A 15,310-nucleotide genomic window follows, 5' to 3' on the forward strand; every position below is an offset into this window, starting at 1 on the left:
TGCTATTTCCACTGTTGCATATAATCCCACCGGGTCGATGACGCAATCCCCACAGATTCGATAAGCAATGCTTTCGACAGGCATTACATTGATAATTCGGCAAAATAATTCTGAGCATATAGCCGAGGACGGATAAAAGGGCCGTGCAGGGGTTTTCCGAGGGGAACACATTAGGAATACATCTTGCATCTAGAAAATATCAGAAGGGTCTTTCCAGAGAAAAGGAGAATGACAGAGCTTGACTGCAATTTTCACATTTTCGAAAGTGAATGTATAAAAGAGGAGAACATGAATGAAACTAACGCGCCCAGTTAGTCGAGGAAATCTTGAAAAAGCCCTCATGGGCGGTGCTGTGATACTCAGCGCCTATATCATGAAAATGGGAATCGATGCAGCCTATGAGAAAGTCATCGGCAGCACTGCTCCGCGAAATCCGAAAGAAGAGAACGTCACCTGGCGCAGAGCGCTGCTCTGGTCAGCCGCCACCGGAGCACTCCTCGGTGCAGCGAAAGTTGCCCTCCGCCCAAAAATCGACAGTGGAGTAAGAAAACTGCTTTCCGACTGACTTCGCATCCGACATATTGCTGCAAAGCTTATTTATAGTGGTTCAGAACCATGAGGTGAAAACATGTCGACATCGCCCCAAGAACAAGCACAGGAAAAATTGGTATGGATGGCGCGTCTCGGCTACTGTACCCGAGGTGTCGTTTATATTGTCGTTGGGGCACTCGCGCTTCTAGCCGCACTTGGAAAAGGAGGAAAGACCTCCGGCACCAAAGGTGCTCTGCAATCCGTCATGTCCACTCCCTTGGGAGATATAATGATCGGAATCATAGCTTTCGGTCTCTTCAGTTATGCCCTTTGGCGCTTTGTCCAGGCCATCAAGGATGTCGATGGTCATGGTACGGACCCAAAAGGACTTGCCATCCGCGGTGGTTTGTTGGTCAGTGCCGTTACCCACACTTTGCTGGGTGTATACGCCCTAAACATGCTGTTTGGTTCCGGTGGCGGCAACGGTGGCGGCAACGGTGGCGGCGGGTCCAAGGGAATGGCGGCAATGCTCATGCAGCAACCATGGGGGCGGTGGCTGGTGGGGATAGTGGCGTTGTGCATTCTCGGTGCGGGCATCGCTCATGCGCTGAAGGCATTAAAAGAGAAATACAAGAAATATTTCGCCATGGATAGCAGCCTCATGGAAAAGGTAAGCCCCATAATAAAATTCGGCCTGATCGCCCGAGCCGTTGTCTTTGCCATCATAGCCTTTTTCCTTGCCTATGCAGCCTGGACCTACGACCCGCAAAAGGCCAAAGGTCTTGATGCCGCCCTTGAATTCATTCAGCAACAAGCCTATGGGAGCATATTACTTGGTGTGGTCGCCCTTGGCCTCTTCGCCTTCGGGACCTACAGCTTTCTGGAAGGAATCTATAGACGAATACATCCGTGATATGGAGTATGTAAATTTTTTGGCAAGGTATTGAAAAATCAGTATCCGTTAACTCTCGAACATCTCATTGCGAATCCACTCCATAGCTCTATTGTCTCCTTCGCTGAAAGAATCCATATGCATGCGAATTGCAAAAAAACTTAAATTTTACCTGAACAAAAAGATAGTTAAGCAACAATCATGAAACAAGGGTCTAAAATAGAATCTCTGAAATGCAACCGGGTATTCTACCTTAAAGCTCCTGCTGAACTTTCATCACCTACAGCTATTGACTCACGCCAGAATGATTGTCTTTTGAGCTTATCATTCATTAATTCAAGATCAACCCACTCTCCATGCATCTGGCGGAAATGCTTCTGGTCCTGTATGCAAAAAAGGTCCAATAAGGGCTTGCCGATTAACAATACCGTCTGGGACGGTGTCTGGAGGTTATAAAAAAAACGCGTGAGATTAAGCCAAACGCATCCCCTACTCCAACTCCCATTATTTTGGTAGAGCAGTTCAAGATTTAGCACAATACGTGCCGCGAACACTAATATGGGGATTGTCCACGACAGTGATCCGAGCCGGGCATTTCTCAGGGGTGGCGACTGTATCGTCGCTTTCCAGCAGACGCGGCATCATTGCTCATCCAGGCCGAACCCCATTTTTCTCTACATTCCGTTCCCACGGTGCCCCTGCCCTGGACCTCTCCAGGCTAAGAACCAGATTGCATCAAGAAGACTCCATAATTATCATATTGCTAGTCGATAGATAAACATGTTCAGCAAGCTGTGCCCATTGGACCATCACGATCAACCCAAGGAAAAATTCCGAAGAGTATTATCATGTTTTTAACAGCAGACAACACATTATGGGAAAAGATACCCGCCAAAATAAGGAAGCGTGTGTTGTGGGGAATATGGTTTGTCACCTGGATTGGTTTGCTTGCCGGTTTATGGGAACGTGGATTATGGCAATATGTGGTTTTCCTTTCGGCGGCACATGCTTTGCTGGTTCTCTTGCTGCATGGCCTGCATGTTTCTGCATTTCCCGTTCAGGTTCGCCTGGCGTATTTTGTCTGGGTGGCAATTGGAACCTATGTTCCATTCATGGAAATATTGATGTATATTACCATAGCCGGGTTAGCCGCCAATCTGTTTTTAGGCTACTGTCCTTTAGCACGGATGCTGTATCTTCTGCCGTGGAATAAAAAAGAGCCATTTTCTCTGGATCTTCTCAAACGCGTATTCCTGTCGCCACCTGTGGCCGGAAAATTCACACCCCCGCCTACCGGAAAATAAAGGTTACTAAAAGTTGCCTTGCTCTGGCCGTTGCCGTATCACGCAATTTTTAGTATTTCTGCTTTTCAGGTAACCGGTCCTGAGCGTGATAATAGACTCAGTGCGGTCACTGTGATTAAGATCAGCACCATGCCGAAAATTTGCGGACCGACCAGGCTTTCATGTAAAACCACGACGCCGAACAGCGACGCGGTAACCGGTTCGACCATTGCCACGATTGAGGCTACGGCCGGCGCGGTATGATTCAGCCCCATGACATAAAGAATGAACGACACTCCCGCGCCAAGCACACCTAGTCCGGTGAACAGCTGCCAATCCGGTGTACTCAGGGCTGCAACGGTCTGGCTGGCATCGCCCGGCCAGATAAGGATGGCGGCAACTAGCGCAAACGAAATTGAGAGAATCGCCTGCGGGCTCCCGTGCGGCGCAGCATATTTGAAACCAAAAATGAATACCGCGTAGGACAGCCCGGCAAGCAGTCCGGCAGCCACACCGAGAAGCGTTACACCGCTCGCACTGGTGTCGTAAATCTGTGTGAGCAAAGCGATGCCAACCATCACCACTGTAATCGCAAACCACTTCAGCGCGCTGGGCCTTTCAAGCTTTAGTGCGAATGACACCAGATACACGAACACTGGCGCGCAGTACATCAATGTAGCTGCGACCGCGACACTGCCCTCCGCAATGCTCACGAAATAGAACGCGAAGTTGCCGGCTACGCCGAGGCCGGCAATCGTCGACCAGAACCATAATCGACGACTTGCCAACCCGCTGCAGCGCGGGCGAAGCATCAGCCAGACGAGAACGAACAACAGCCCGATCACACCCCGGTAGAACGACACCACGAAAGCATCCCAGCCGTTGCCGATGAGAATTCCGCCGATTCCGCCTGATACCCCCCATAAAAGAGCCGCCAGCGCCACGAAAGCTGTACTCACGCCCTGCATTCGACCTCCTTTTTTCAGTATCCAATCAAAATGCTTATGGCTGCGATAAATGGCCTTACTCTCGTTGAAACGGGTACAATTGCGGCCACCTCCGACCCCAGTTGACTCATATGGAGCCATTCAGAATCGGTAATTTTGGTCTTTGGTTTTGCCCCATTTATTCAGAAAGTATATACTGTTTTCTTTGTAGACAATCCGGCAATGCGAGGATAGAACAGAATGAAGGGGGAGGACGAATCATGTTTTTACCTTTTTTTCGGGAAATAATTCTCCACGCCAGGGAAATCCGTCCTTATTTGTTGACGGTTCTTGCCTTTTTCGCGGCCGGTGCGAGTGTTGGATTTTTTCGGCCCATGCTTTTTCCCAACTCTTTCAGCTATCTGGCCGAAGTGGCCGATTTTTTAAAAAACAGCACTATTCCCACCATAGTGATCTTCCTGTTTATGAAAAACGCTCTGGCTTCCTTCCTGGTCCTGTGGACGGGAATCCTGCTGGGGGTCTTCCCCCTTTATGCCGCCGCTCAGAACGGATACTTGCTGGGGGCCGTCTTATCATTGCAGGAGAACCCCCTCATCAGCGTCCTCAACATCCTCCCTCACGGAATATTCGAACTCCCCGCTTTTTTCCTGGCATGCGGTATTGGTCTGTGGCGAGGCTTTTGGTTATTCAGGAAAAACAAAGAGGAGACCTACGGGGAGAGGGCTAAAAAAGGCTATTTCATCTTTTTCCATCTGGTCCTGCCCCTTTTGGTGATAGCCGCCATCATCGAAGGAGTACGTATCGGCCTGGCATGAGGTTTCGCTCACGATTTGGGCCCACAACCGCAGTTAAAAGAGGCATAAAAGATCCGAAAGGGAAATCCCATACTCGACGTCAACGGCTTCAGAGCATTGCTTGACTATCTCGACCGACCCTGGCAGGGCTACAGGAAAGTGCGCAAAGGGGTGATGAAGCGGTTGCGCCGCCATATGGAAGAGATTGGCTGTGCCACCATTGACTGCTATATCGACTTCCTGGAACGAGATCCCGGTGCCATGCAGATCTGCCAGGCCCATCTGCGGGTCACCATCAGCAGATTCTTCCGTGACCGTCAGGTATGGCAGCACCTCGAACATCGCCTGCTCAAGGAACTTGCACTCCGTTTTCCCGCAGGGCTGTCGGCCTGGTCAGCTGGCTGCGCCTGCGGTGAGGAAACCTACAGCCTCGCTATCCTCCGGCACAGGCTGGGATTGACGGGATCCCTGCAAATACTCGCAAGCGATGCCGAGCCGGTCTGCCTCGAGCGTGCCCGCCACGGTATCTATCAGAAAAGCGGCCTCAAGGAGCTCTCGACGGAAGATATTGAGTCTTCCTTCAGCAGGATAGGGAAAGACTCCTTTGCCATCCGCATTCATTACAAGGAAAACATCGTCTGGCGGAAGCACGATCTGATCGAGGAGCCTCCAGCAAAGAGGTTCCATATCATCCTGCTGCGCAATAATCTCCTCACCTATTACCGCGAGCCCCTGCTCGATCCTGCCATTGGTCGCATCGTCCAGACCCTGGCGCCGGGTGGCCTTTTCATCGTCGGTGCCCATGAATGGCTGCCGGCATCGGCTGTCAGCCTCGTCCGTGACAAACAGTGCCCCTTCATCTACCACCTCCCGTCTTGGTAAAATGGACCAGTTCATCTTAGAATCAGCCACATTTTTTTGAGGCGCATGATACAATAGAATACCGTTTGGAGGTGTCTGGATTTCGTTGTAATGCCATAAGCTGAAGGATTTCGAACCACACCCGCTCTCACCATAGTGAGATCTATATATACAAGACATTTTGCCAAATGTTGATCAGCCTGAACTGCTGTTGGATGATATCTATCTTCCCAGAATGCACCCTTTCTGTTCTTGCGAATGTTGTACTCTTGAGCAGTCCTGCCAGCTATCAATTGAAGTCTTTTGGGGATAACGTCCTCTCCGGTGTCAACGACGAGCATATGAATGTGATTGGAAGTAGCAATGTAATTAAGATTATTCAACCGTTTATACCATTGGTATTTCTTCAGACTTATCATACGCTTGACTCATTACAGACAGGTCTTTCGGACATTCGGTATCAGGTTTAACGTTGGCAAGGGAGAATTCAACTTGAGCGCCAGACACAATATCCGCTTTCTGACAGGTCCATCTGATTACAGAGAGTTTTTACAGGATAATGGAGCCGAAGTTCCTCGATTATGGCATATTCCATATCGACTCCTTCGCAAAATATGCCGCGGCTTTTTTTTAAGATATCTCGCTCCATTTTCACCTGGGCCAGCTCTCGCTTTAATCGAGCTAATTCTAGCTCAGTATCACTCAATTCTCGCCTGTTTTTACCGATTGTCCCCAACTTCCCTGCCTTTTTTGCTTTCAGCCAATTACTGATAGTGGATTTAGGGATATCGAGACGTCGGGATGCCTCTGGAATGCTCAGCTCTTGGTCAATGACAAGTTTTACAGCTTCTTCACGAAATTCTTTCGAGTAACTTCCCTGTGGAATTCTCTTCATTATGGCACCTCCGCTTTCTGTTTATAAAAATAGCGTTTTGGTGTCCACTTTTTTCAACCTACATCAAAACTGCAGAGTAAAGAAGTCCAAGAGCCTGCCGGAGCAGCGGGATGTGCTATCGGCTGCCGGCAACAATATGAATGGCTTTTCGCCTGAATGGAGTTCTGGATTCCGGATCGGGGTCCGGAATGACGGTACTAATGGGTTTTTGTAAAATTTTCAAGTCAGACGGCTTGAAACTGGCTGAGTTTTTTATTGATAATCAGAGTTTTTTTTGGAGTGGCCGTGCCGGAAAAATCGTAATAAGACAGCCGCTCTGTATCTTATGCTGCCACACCGTAGCACAAGACTTTATGATCCAATAGCTTGAATTAGATAGAAATTCTCTTATACTTTTAACATGTAGTCGCAGTAACTTTTCAATCTTCATTCGATCCAGCAATAGCATATGTAGAAGTTACGATAAGCATTTTAAAGGAGGATACAGTTATGAATCTGCGCAGCAAGGCCTGGTCTCCATATCTGGCAGGAATCATAGTGGGGCTTTTACAGATCCCCGCACTTCTTATTATATCTTCTCCCATCGGCGCCTCCTCGTCCTATACAGCGGTGTCAGGATATCTTGCGGGCTTATTTGACTCCGATATCATGACAATGGATTACTTCAACAAGTACATGACCTCCACGAAATATCTCTGGCAGGGCAGCATGGTGTTTGCTATTGCTCTTGGTGCCTATCTCTCGAGAAAGCTCTCCGGGGCGGCGCGCCAGTCATTTTCTCCGGTCTGGACAAAGGCCTGCGGCATTACCGGTTTATGGCCGCGTATGCTCATGGGCTTTGCCGGAGGCTTTATCATGCTCTTCGGGGCGCGATGGGCGGGTGGCTGCACCAGCGGACATGGCCTCTCGGGAGTGGGGCAGCTCGCCGTCAGCTCAATCGTGGTTACTCTCTCCTTCTTTATAGCCGGCATCGTCGTATCCCGGTTCTACAAAAAAATTTAGGGAGAAAAGTATTATGCTTTATATAATTGTAGGTCTGGCAATGGGTATCGTTTTCGGAATCGCTCTTGAGAAGGGACGCGTCTTCGAGCCGGGTATCATAATCGGCCAGTTTCAGTTGCGCAGTTGGCTGTTGATCAAAATGTTCATGAGTGCCATTGCCACCACTATGGTGGTTGTTGCAGTCCTCTACGGCAGCGGCTTGATTTCTCTGCATGCCAAGCCGGCGATATTTCCCGCAACGATTTTAGGTGGATTGCTCTTCGGAGTGGGCATGGCCCTGACTGGTGCCTGCCCCGGAACTGTGCTCGCCCAGGTTGGCGCCGGCTATAAAGACGCCTGGGCCATCCTTGCCGGTGGGATTCTGGGTGCCATGGCCTACGGCTATCTGGAGTCGACCCTGGCACCGTTAAATTCCGGTCCCGGAGAGATAACCCTGGCGGATGTCATCGGCCTTCCTTTCTGGCTGCTGGCTCTCATTATGGCGGTGCTGATTGCGGTGATTCTGTTTTTCCTGGAGAAATGGCGGCCCTGGCGGGAAGACTTGGGGCTTGATTATGACGGAGTGCCTTCCGGAAGCGGGAGAAAAGCGGCAGGTGATGTCTGAAGAGGAGTTGCGCTAACGCTGTACACTGGCTTTGTAGCAGTGCGCGGCCTTTTTCTCATAATCAGAAGCCGTTTTTCAACAGATAGAACCAGTTGAATAGACTTTGCGAATTAGCAAGAAGCGAGATCATGAGTGGTCTCGCTAAAGAGACTATTATCACTGAACTTTCTCAAGAATATGGTTAATTACCTGTGAGTGTTCATGCTCAGGACTGAAAAGAATCACTTCCGTGTCTTCATCGGCTTTCACAGTATGCCCCGGAGGCCAGTAGAACAGATCACCGGCTACCACTGTTTCATTATGTCCGTCTGCAAAGCCGACCGTTAATTTGCCCTCAATTATATAGCCCCAATGCGGTGACTGGCATAAGTCATCTTGCAAACCTTTTAGTAGCGGCGCAAGATCAGTACCAACGGCCAGTGAAAAATATTCCCCTCCAATCTTTCCGTAACCAGTGGCATCGCCAAAATCTTTCACTTGCCGAGCCGTTGCTCCCGGGACATCAATTCTCACAGGTATGTCATTTTTTGCTATTCGCATGGATGTTCTCCTCGATTTATTAACATATCAGGATATCATACAACCTCATTTCAGTAAAAAGCTGCATGATTTAGTCTCACCAAATCACCAGCTGAGTAGTGAAAGAATACTACGGTGTGGTGTGGCATTTTGGCAATTTCAACCGCGAATATCCTTGAAACAGCTTGTAACTATGAAGTCTACTGTGAGTCTTCAATTCATGGCAATTCGCTGATATAAAAAAATATCGCAATTGGAGCTAAACTTAACCGGCCTGCAGCGCCAGGCAATGTTGATAACTTTGTTAATAACTCTGTTAACAGCCTGTGCAAAGGATGTTGGAAAATGTTCATTTCCCCGATGGTTCCGGATCTCCCCTTTTTCTCCTCTCGAGAAAGACAAACGGCTTCCGGATCATTTCGGCAGGATTTTTAAGGGAATCACAGCTTATTGCCGGATTTCAGTTTAATTCGCTTCCACATTGTTCCTGTAGGCATAGCCGCTGCCGATGGCCGAAAAAGGCAGATCCAGTTCGAGTTCGGGCACTTCTTTTCCGATCCAGGCAGTGAAAGTGTTGCTGTTTGGCCCGGGAAACACCTTGTAGGTTGTTTTCCAGGGATATGCAGCCGCTGCCTGTTCTACGGCGGCAATGAGGTCATCTACACCTTCTCCGACATGCTCCTTGAGAATACGGGGCTTCTCCCCATACCAATACCGGTCGGGTATATCCTGCCTGATCCTCATCACCGGCGAGCCATTTCTGCCGCGCCAGCCGACCACGTCGTAAACTGTATATGCGGTTTCACCGCTCGGCTTCGCGGCTACCCATGTGTGGATTGCGAATAAACCGCGCCAGCTCCAGGCGCTGGCCCCATAAACCTGCAGGACCGCTTCTCTGGTAGTTGCCGGATCCGGCGCAAATCCGGCCGATTGACGACTTGCAGTTCGCCAGTCGCCGTCCGTGCATCCCGAGATCCCCATCAATCCGGCAAAGATAAAAGAATATATTCCTGCAAGAATTTTCCTGCTCTGAAACTTCACCATAAATCTCCTGTACAATAATGTACATACCTGCACCCGTTAAGAACGGGATGGAACATTAACCTGAAAATAGACGTATACCTGCGGTCTTGATAAAATCAGGTAAACAGTAATCATATCTTCTGCTCTGCGCTGCAAATATCTCTGGCAGGGCAGTATGGCTTTGCTGTTGCTCTTGAGAGCCTCTTCGGCAATCTCAATGGCTTTTTTATGAGAGTATCAATGTTGATAACTCTGTGGATAACTCTGTTAACAACCTGTGCAAAGAATGTTGGAAGGTGTTTATTCCAGCGTTATCCTGAGCAGAAAATCACAAACCGGATCCTCCATCACCTCTTTTACAGAGGAACGCCTCTCTCCAGAAGAAGTGAAACGAAATCGTTTTCATTGAGAATGGCAACGTGGTGTGTCCGGGCCTGATCCAGCTTCGAGCCCGACCCCGGTCCTGTCACCACATAATCGGTCTCACCCGAAACAGCGGAGGTAGCACGCCCCCCATAACGCTCGACCAGTTCTTTGGCCTGATCACGCGTCCAGCGTTCCAGCGAACCGGTGAAGACAAATTTAAGACCCTGCAGAGGTCGCTCCCCGCCTCCACCGGAGTAGAGAGGATTTTCAAGCCGGAGACCCGCCTCATACATGGCCTGAAGGGCTCTCTGATTTTTTTCCTCGGAAAAAAAAGAGACCACGCTGCGGGCTACCTCGGGCCCCACTTCGTTTATCTGCTGCAGTTCTTCCGTGCCGGCATTTTTCAAAGCATCCAGATCCTTGAAATGGAACGCCAGCACCTGGGTCATATGCGATCCCAGCAGGGGAATGCCCAGAGCGTAGATAAATCTCTCCAGGGTGATGCTTTTGGCCTCCTTAATCTCCGCGAGTAGATTTGTCGCGGATTTATCCGCATATCCGGGCAGCTGTAAAAGATCATCTTTGGAGAGCATGTAAAGATCAGGAAGACTCTTCACAAAACCCATATCCACCAGTTGCCTAGCCCTTTTCCCGCCAAGCCCTTCGATATCCAGAGCTTGTCGTGAAGCAAAATGCTGCAAACGCTCCTTTAACTGGGCCGGACAGTCGACATTGGTGCAGCGCACATTTTTCCTGTCCCTGGAGATGAACACCTCTCCGCCACAGGCCGGGCAGTGCTCCGGCATGGTAAAACGCTTCTGCGAATTGTCCCGCTGCTCTTTCAGGGATCTAACCACATAGGGGATAACATCGCCTGCTCGCTCCACCTCCACAGTATCGCCGATGCGGATATCTTTTTCCTCTACCTGACTCAAGTTATGCAATGAAGCCCGGGAAACCTCGACGCCGCCGATATTTACGGGATCGAGCAGGGCCACCGGGGTCAGCGCTCCGGTTCGTCCCACATTGACAATTATATCCCTGACCCTGGTGGTATCGCGGCGGGGTTCGAATTTGTAGGCTATTGCCCAGCGTGGATCGCGGGAGCGCGCGCCAAGCTTGCTGCGGTCTTCAAGATCATTGACTTTGACTACCATACCGTCGATCTCGAAATTCATGTCGTCCCGTGCCCTGACCAGCTGGTCATAATGTTCCAGAGCCTCATCGACGCCGGCAACCAGATACTGCATTTGCCGATTGACCGGCAAACCCCATTCCAACATGATCTGCAGGGTCTCCCAATGTGTCTTCAGGCTTCTTCCCTCGTACTCCGGCAGCTCATAGAGAAACAGATGCAGGGGCCGTTGCTTGGTGATTCTGGGATCGAGCTGTCGTACCGATCCGGCCGCGGCATTGCGGGGATTGGCAAAGGGTCGGCTGCCCTCCTGCTCGCGGCGGCGATTGAGTGTGTTGAATTCATCGATGCGCATGTAGATTTCACCACGGATCACCAGACGGGACGGCATCTTTTCGTCCTGCCTTTTCAGCAGAGACAGCGGCACCTCGCCGATGGTCCTGACATTTGCGGTAACATCCTCGCCTCTCTCGCCGTCACCCCTGGTGGCTGCAAGTACCAGCCTGCCGTCCTCGTAGACCAGCTCGATGGACAGGCCGTCATATTTGGGTTCGACAACATATTCCACCTTGTCCAGACCAAGCTGCCTGCGGCAGGTCCGGGCAAAATCGCGCACTCCGGCCTCATTATATACGGCCTTCAGACTCATCATCGGCGTAGTGTGACGCACGGTGCCGAGTTCTTGCATGGGCTCCCCGGCCACCTTCTGTGTAGGGGAATCCGGTACAACCAGGTCCCATTGCTGCTCCAGATCGTTGAGAACCTGAAAGAGCTCATCATATTTCCTGTCCGAGATTACCGGTTCATTAAGCACATAGTAGCGGTAATCATGGAAGCGTATCGCTTCACGCAGCTTCTCCACCGCCTCGCCGGCTTCCTCTTTGCTTGCGATTTTTTCCGGCCGTACCTTGGGGGTGTGGTTCTGTTTATCGCTCATGGCTTACCTTTTTAAAAGCTTACGCAATCCGGTAAGGCTCCTGGTATTGATCACATCGGCGGAAGAGAGCCAGCCGCGCCGGGCCTGGCCCACACCAAAACGAATCCAGTCCAGGTTTTTCGACCAGTGGGCATCGGTGGAGATCGATATGAGCACCCCGATCTCCCGGGCTCTTTTGAGGTGCACATCACGAAGGTCCATCCTATCAGGCTGGGAGTTAAGTTCCAGAAAGCAGCCCCGTTCCTTAGCACCTTCCATGATCCGCTCCATGTCGAGATCATAGGCTTCGCGGCTCTGAATAAGACGGCCGCTGGGGTGACCCAGTACGTTGAAAAGGGGGTTGTCCATGGCTTTGAGGATGCGTTCGGTCTGTTCCTTCGCCGAGAGTTTGAAATATGAGTGCACGGAGCAGACACGAATATCAAGCCGCTTCAATACGCGGTCGGGCAGATCCAGGGAACCGTCCTTGAGAATGTCCACTTCGATGCCTTTCAGCAGGGTCAGGCCTTTGAGGCTGTCGTTGAGCCTGTCGATGGCATCGATCTGTTTGAGCAGCCGGTCTTCATCCAGACCCTTGGCGACACTGACCTGCTGGGAATGATCGGTTACAGCCAGATAGGAGTAGCCGCGCTCCTGCGCAGCCTGCGCCATTTCTTCCAGAGTATCACGGCCATCCGTCTCGTCGGTGTGGGTATGCAGATCACCCTGCAAATCCTCGATCCGGATCAATTCGGGCAATGTACCCTGCTGCGCTTCCCTGATCTCACCCCGATCCTCGCGCAGCTCCGGCTCGATATAGGGCAGGCCGACGGTCTCATAGACCTCCTCCTCCGTGCGGCCCGCGATGCGCTTGTCATTCTTGAAAACCCCATATTCATTGATCTTGTAACCTTTGTTCAGGCCTATTTTGCGAATTGCGATGTTGTGCGGTTTCGATCCGGTAAAATAGTGCAGAGCCGCGCCGTAGCTGACCTCGGGCACCACGCGCAAATCCACCTGCAGGCCGGAGCGCAGAATCACCGTCGAACGGGTCTTTCCCTGGGAGACAACCTTACGCACGTCATCGTAGCCGGTAAAATCGTTCATGACGTTAGAACCTTTTTTGCAGGTCACCAGAATGTCCAGATCACCCACGGTCTCCTGACGACGGCGGTAGCTTCCCGCCGGAACGACCTTCTTGACACCCTTGGATTTCAACAGATACCTGCACAATGGCTCGGCATATTCCTCGGCCTTTATCAGCAAGGAGCGGCCTTCGCCTTCCTTCCTGCCCCGGTTGACTTCCTCGAGAATATTCGCCTCGACCTTGGCCCCAAAATTTCGAAGTTCACGTATTCTGCCGGATTCGGCAGCTTTCTTCAAACCCTCCAGATTCTTGATGCCCAGCTCCTTGTAAAGAGCTGCGGCCTTTTTAGGACCAACCCCGGAAAGCCGCATTATATCCTTCAATCCGGGAGGCAGACGGGATTCCAGCTCCTTCAGCATAGGCAGGCTTCCGGTCTCCACGATGATCTCGATTTTATGAGCAAGATCACGACCGATACCGGGAATCTCGGTAAGGTCATGGCCCTGGGCAATCCTGTCGACCACGCTGCCGGAAAGACTTGAAATTGTCCGGGCGGCGCCACGATAGGCCCGAATCCTGAACGGATTGGCTCCATCAATCTCCAGGAAGGCAGCCACATCATAAAAGATATTTGCGATTTCACTGTTGTGGATCGGCATGAATACATTCCTTCGCATTAATGACGACAACTTGAATTTTCTTATCTCTTACATTATGCATCATGCAACAGGATGCCAGGCGCTACATCCAGGCACTCAGGCATGAATTCTTTCCAGGAAGAAAGGGCACTGATTGGTCAAAAGACCGGAAATGAAAATTTGGGTTCATCAGACTCGAGCGCACTTTTTGCTAAAGTACCCAATCATCAGGACGGCTGTGAGCAAAAACGTTGGCGTTCCTTGCGTCAGCACCAACCTAATGGATGCCGCAATCAAATTTTGAAAGGGCAGGTTGGCGGTGAGCCTGGCGAACCCCAACAATAAAGCTTCTTGGTAACGTCATCGATAAATTGCTATTTTAGACATTTTTCTTGAATAGTAGAGCAAAAGTAGGCTAAATCCGCAAGAACCGAAATTTGCCCCCGGCGTGGATACCAGGGACAAATTATAGTTGTAATAGAGGGGATTACCGTGCCCAAAGAAGAAAGGCCTTGATAAACTCGTCGAGACCGCCGTTCAGCACGGCATCAACGTTGCCGCTCTCATACTGGGTGCGATGGTCTTTGATCAGTTGATATGGCTGCAAGACGTAGGAGCGGATCTGGCTGCCCCAGCCGATCTCCATCTTATCGCCATGGATTCCATCCTGCTCCGCCCGCTGACGCAGTTTCTCCTGCTCATACAATCTGGCCGCCAGCATTTTCATGGCCATGTCCTTGTTGCGGTGCTGGGAGCGCTCGTTCTGGCACTGTACCACGATACCGGAGGGCAGATGGGTAATGCGAATAGCGGAGTCGGTTTTGTTGACATGCTGCCCCCCTGCTCCACTGGCGCGATAGGTATCGATGCGCAGATCCTTATCTGAGATATCAACCTTGACGGTCTCGTCGAGTTCGGGCATCACCATGACAGAGGCAAAGGAGGTATGCCTGCGTCCGCTGGCATCAAAGGGGGAGATGCGCACCAGGCGATGAATCCCGACCTCGGAACGCAGATAGCCGTAGGCGTGGCGCCCTTTTACCATGATGGTCACGCTCTTGGTGCCCGCTTCATCACCCGGCAGCAGATCAAGTATATCGGTTTTAAAACCTTTATTTTCCGCCCAGCGCAGATACATGCGCATCAGGATGCCTACCCAGTCCTGAGCCTCTGTGCCGCCGGCACCTGCATGAATGGCAATTATGGCATTATTGACATCATGCTCTCCGCTGAACATGCACTCGAGTTCGGCAACAGCGATAGTATCTTCCAGAAACACCAGGTTTTCCGCAACTTCATTTTCGGTATCCCGGTCATCTTCCTCGACCGCCATTTCCAACAGGATATCGGTCTCCTCGAGTTCCGACCATTTCTTTTCCCAGGTCCGGATAATATCCTGCAGCATCCCGTGTTCTTTCTGAACCCTTTTCGCAACATCCGCATCGTTCCAAAAATCCGGGGCAAGAGTCTGCTGCTCAAGCCGTTCCAGTTCTTCTTTTCTGTTTTCTAAGTCAAAGATGCTCCTTCAGGGCAAGCATTCTTCCTTTCAACTCGTTAATTCGCTGTTTCGAGACGGCGGCTCCGGTATCTGTCGACATAGTAGTATCCTTTTTCATGCTTCTATCTTAGCTGTCAGCCTTTTTGAAAAATGCCTGACCGTTACTTTTTTGGATGTTGGCCTATTTACCACACAGGCCGGCATTTAAGTATAATTTTTTGGTTTTCATTAGCCGAAAAAACGATTTTCAATGTGTTATTTGCAACCCTCCATACTGTAAGGATGCAATGGTAATCCTGCACAAATTATTTCTCTGGCT

16 protein-coding genes and 1 pseudogene are annotated in these 15,310 nt (G+C 50.6%); 8 read left to right on the top strand and 9 right to left on the bottom strand.

What is annotated here, in order from left to right; genetic code table 11:
• The first annotated feature begins 292 nt into the window (after positions 1-292).
• Positions 293-565 (top strand): DUF4235 domain-containing protein, encoded by a 273-nt coding sequence (locus JWG88_RS20325; protein ID WP_205235642.1) that lies wholly within the window; start codon positions 293-295, stop codon positions 563-565.
• Between the two features lie 63 nt (positions 566-628).
• Complete coding sequence (locus JWG88_RS20330) at positions 629-1,444, top strand: DUF1206 domain-containing protein (protein WP_205235643.1); 816 nt, start codon at positions 629-631, stop codon at positions 1,442-1,444.
• Between the two features lie 501 nt (positions 1,445-1,945).
• Here the strand turns inward: JWG88_RS20330 and JWG88_RS22030 are convergent.
• Entirely contained in the window at positions 1,946-2,068 is a 123-nt protein-coding gene (locus JWG88_RS22030; protein WP_306793146.1) for a hypothetical protein, read from the bottom strand.
• Between the two features lie 203 nt (positions 2,069-2,271).
• Here JWG88_RS22030 and JWG88_RS20335 point away from each other — a divergent pair, with 203 nt between their 5' ends.
• Positions 2,272-2,727, top strand: a complete 456-nt coding sequence (locus tag JWG88_RS20335) for a hypothetical protein (RefSeq protein ID WP_205235644.1) — start codon at positions 2,272-2,274, stop codon at positions 2,725-2,727.
• A gap of 65 nt (positions 2,728-2,792) precedes the next feature.
• On the opposite strand, the gene JWG88_RS20340 is transcribed toward JWG88_RS20335, so the two are convergent.
• Positions 2,793-3,674, bottom strand: coding sequence for a DMT family transporter (locus JWG88_RS20340; RefSeq protein ID WP_205235645.1), 882 nt, complete (start codon positions 3,672-3,674; stop codon positions 2,793-2,795).
• A 239-nt stretch (positions 3,675-3,913) separates the two neighbouring features.
• Here JWG88_RS20340 and JWG88_RS20345 point away from each other — a divergent pair, with 239 nt between their 5' ends.
• Complete coding sequence (locus JWG88_RS20345; RefSeq protein ID WP_205235646.1) at positions 3,914-4,468, top strand: stage II sporulation protein M; 555 nt, start codon at positions 3,914-3,916, stop codon at positions 4,466-4,468.
• Between the two features lie 96 nt (positions 4,469-4,564).
• The gene (locus tag JWG88_RS20350) at positions 4,565-5,329 is read left to right on the top strand and encodes a CheR family methyltransferase (protein ID WP_205235647.1); all 765 of its coding nucleotides are present in this window, start codon (positions 4,565-4,567) and stop codon (positions 5,327-5,329) included.
• Positions 5,330-5,395: 66 nt separating this feature from the next.
• Here the strand turns inward: JWG88_RS20350 and JWG88_RS20355 are convergent.
• Both JWG88_RS20355 and JWG88_RS20360 read right to left on the bottom strand, forming a co-directional pair.
• Positions 5,396-5,727, bottom strand: a pseudogene (locus JWG88_RS20355) (transposase); the annotation flags it as partial.
• 68 nt (positions 5,728-5,795) lie between these two features.
• Positions 5,796-6,203 carry a transposase gene (locus JWG88_RS20360; RefSeq protein WP_205235648.1) on the bottom strand — a complete coding sequence of 136 codons (408 nt, stop codon included), beginning with the start codon at positions 6,201-6,203 and terminating at the stop codon, positions 5,796-5,798.
• 489 nt (positions 6,204-6,692) lie between these two features.
• Between JWG88_RS20360 and JWG88_RS20365 the strand changes: the two genes are divergently transcribed.
• Together JWG88_RS20365 and JWG88_RS20370 are read left to right on the top strand one after the other, a co-directional pair.
• Positions 6,693-7,205 (top strand): YeeE/YedE thiosulfate transporter family protein, encoded by a 513-nt coding sequence (locus JWG88_RS20365; RefSeq protein WP_205235649.1) that lies wholly within the window; start codon positions 6,693-6,695, stop codon positions 7,203-7,205.
• Between the two features lie 13 nt (positions 7,206-7,218).
• The gene (locus JWG88_RS20370; RefSeq protein ID WP_205235650.1) at positions 7,219-7,809 is read left to right on the top strand and encodes a YeeE/YedE thiosulfate transporter family protein; all 591 of its coding nucleotides are present in this window, start codon (positions 7,219-7,221) and stop codon (positions 7,807-7,809) included.
• Positions 7,810-7,965: 156 nt separating this feature from the next.
• Here JWG88_RS20370 and JWG88_RS20375 read toward each other — a convergent pair whose 3' ends face one another.
• The 4 genes from JWG88_RS20375 to polX form a co-directional block, all read right to left on the bottom strand.
• Positions 7,966-8,349: a cupin domain-containing protein gene (locus tag JWG88_RS20375; RefSeq protein ID WP_205235651.1), complete on the bottom strand. Its 384-nt coding sequence runs from the start codon at positions 8,347-8,349 to the stop codon at positions 7,966-7,968.
• Between the two features lie 444 nt (positions 8,350-8,793).
• Entirely contained in the window at positions 8,794-9,309 is a 516-nt protein-coding gene (locus JWG88_RS20380) for a DUF3750 domain-containing protein (RefSeq protein ID WP_371927121.1), read from the bottom strand.
• A 398-nt stretch (positions 9,310-9,707) separates the two neighbouring features.
• Positions 9,708-11,789, bottom strand: coding sequence for an NAD-dependent DNA ligase LigA (gene ligA / locus JWG88_RS20385; RefSeq protein WP_205235653.1), 2,082 nt, complete (start codon positions 11,787-11,789; stop codon positions 9,708-9,710).
• A 3-nt stretch (positions 11,790-11,792) separates the two neighbouring features.
• Positions 11,793-13,514 carry a DNA polymerase/3'-5' exonuclease PolX gene (gene polX, locus JWG88_RS20390; RefSeq protein WP_205235654.1) on the bottom strand — a complete coding sequence of 574 codons (1,722 nt, stop codon included), beginning with the start codon at positions 13,512-13,514 and terminating at the stop codon, positions 11,793-11,795.
• A 102-nt stretch (positions 13,515-13,616) separates the two neighbouring features.
• On the opposite strand from polX, the gene JWG88_RS20395 reads away from it, so the two are divergent.
• Positions 13,617-13,838: a hypothetical protein gene (locus tag JWG88_RS20395; protein ID WP_205235655.1), complete on the top strand. Its 222-nt coding sequence runs from the start codon at positions 13,617-13,619 to the stop codon at positions 13,836-13,838.
• A 142-nt stretch (positions 13,839-13,980) separates the two neighbouring features.
• Here JWG88_RS20395 and prfB read toward each other — a convergent pair.
• Positions 13,981-15,091, bottom strand: a protein-coding gene (gene prfB / locus JWG88_RS20400; RefSeq protein WP_205235682.1) for a peptide chain release factor 2 whose coding sequence is annotated in 2 segments (ribosomal slippage) — positions 13,981-15,006 and positions 15,008-15,091 — 1,110 coding nt in all. Because the reading frame shifts where the segments join, the coding sequence is not laid out codon by codon here.
• Between the last annotated feature and the right edge of the window lie 219 nt (positions 15,092-15,310).

It is taken from the genome of Desulfopila inferna, from assembly GCF_016919005.1.
GTDB classification, from domain to species: Bacteria; Desulfobacterota; Desulfobulbia; order Desulfobulbales; family Desulfocapsaceae; genus Desulfopila_A; species Desulfopila_A inferna.

Coding starts and splice junctions, on each gene's coding strand:
- JWG88_RS20325 (WP_205235642.1), top strand. CDS start 293: ATGAAACTAACGCGCCCAGTTAGTCGAGGAAATCTTGAAAAAGCCCTC.
- JWG88_RS20330 (WP_205235643.1), top strand. CDS start 629: ATGTCGACATCGCCCCAAGAACAAGCACAGGAAAAATTGGTATGGATG.
- JWG88_RS22030 (WP_306793146.1), bottom strand. CDS start 2,068: ATGATGCCGCGTCTGCTGGAAAGCGACGATACAGTCGCCACCCCTGAG.
- JWG88_RS20335 (WP_205235644.1), top strand. CDS start 2,272: ATGTTTTTAACAGCAGACAACACATTATGGGAAAAGATACCCGCCAAA.
- JWG88_RS20340 (WP_205235645.1), bottom strand. CDS start 3,674: ATGCAGGGCGTGAGTACAGCTTTCGTGGCGCTGGCGGCTCTTTTATGG.
- JWG88_RS20345 (WP_205235646.1), top strand. CDS start 3,914: ATGTTTTTACCTTTTTTTCGGGAAATAATTCTCCACGCCAGGGAAATC.
- JWG88_RS20360 (WP_205235648.1), bottom strand. CDS start 6,203: ATGAAGAGAATTCCACAGGGAAGTTACTCGAAAGAATTTCGTGAAGAA.
- JWG88_RS20365 (WP_205235649.1), top strand. CDS start 6,693: ATGAATCTGCGCAGCAAGGCCTGGTCTCCATATCTGGCAGGAATCATA.
- JWG88_RS20370 (WP_205235650.1), top strand. CDS start 7,219: ATGCTTTATATAATTGTAGGTCTGGCAATGGGTATCGTTTTCGGAATC.
- JWG88_RS20375 (WP_205235651.1), bottom strand. CDS start 8,349: ATGCGAATAGCAAAAAATGACATACCTGTGAGAATTGATGTCCCGGGA.
- JWG88_RS20380 (WP_371927121.1), bottom strand. CDS start 9,309: ATGGGGATCTCGGGATGCACGGACGGCGACTGGCGAACTGCAAGTCGT.
- ligA (WP_205235653.1), bottom strand. CDS start 11,789: ATGAGCGATAAACAGAACCACACCCCCAAGGTACGGCCGGAAAAAATC.
- polX (WP_205235654.1), bottom strand. CDS start 13,514: ATGCCGATCCACAACAGTGAAATCGCAAATATCTTTTATGATGTGGCT.
- JWG88_RS20395 (WP_205235655.1), top strand. CDS start 13,617: ATGAATTCTTTCCAGGAAGAAAGGGCACTGATTGGTCAAAAGACCGGA.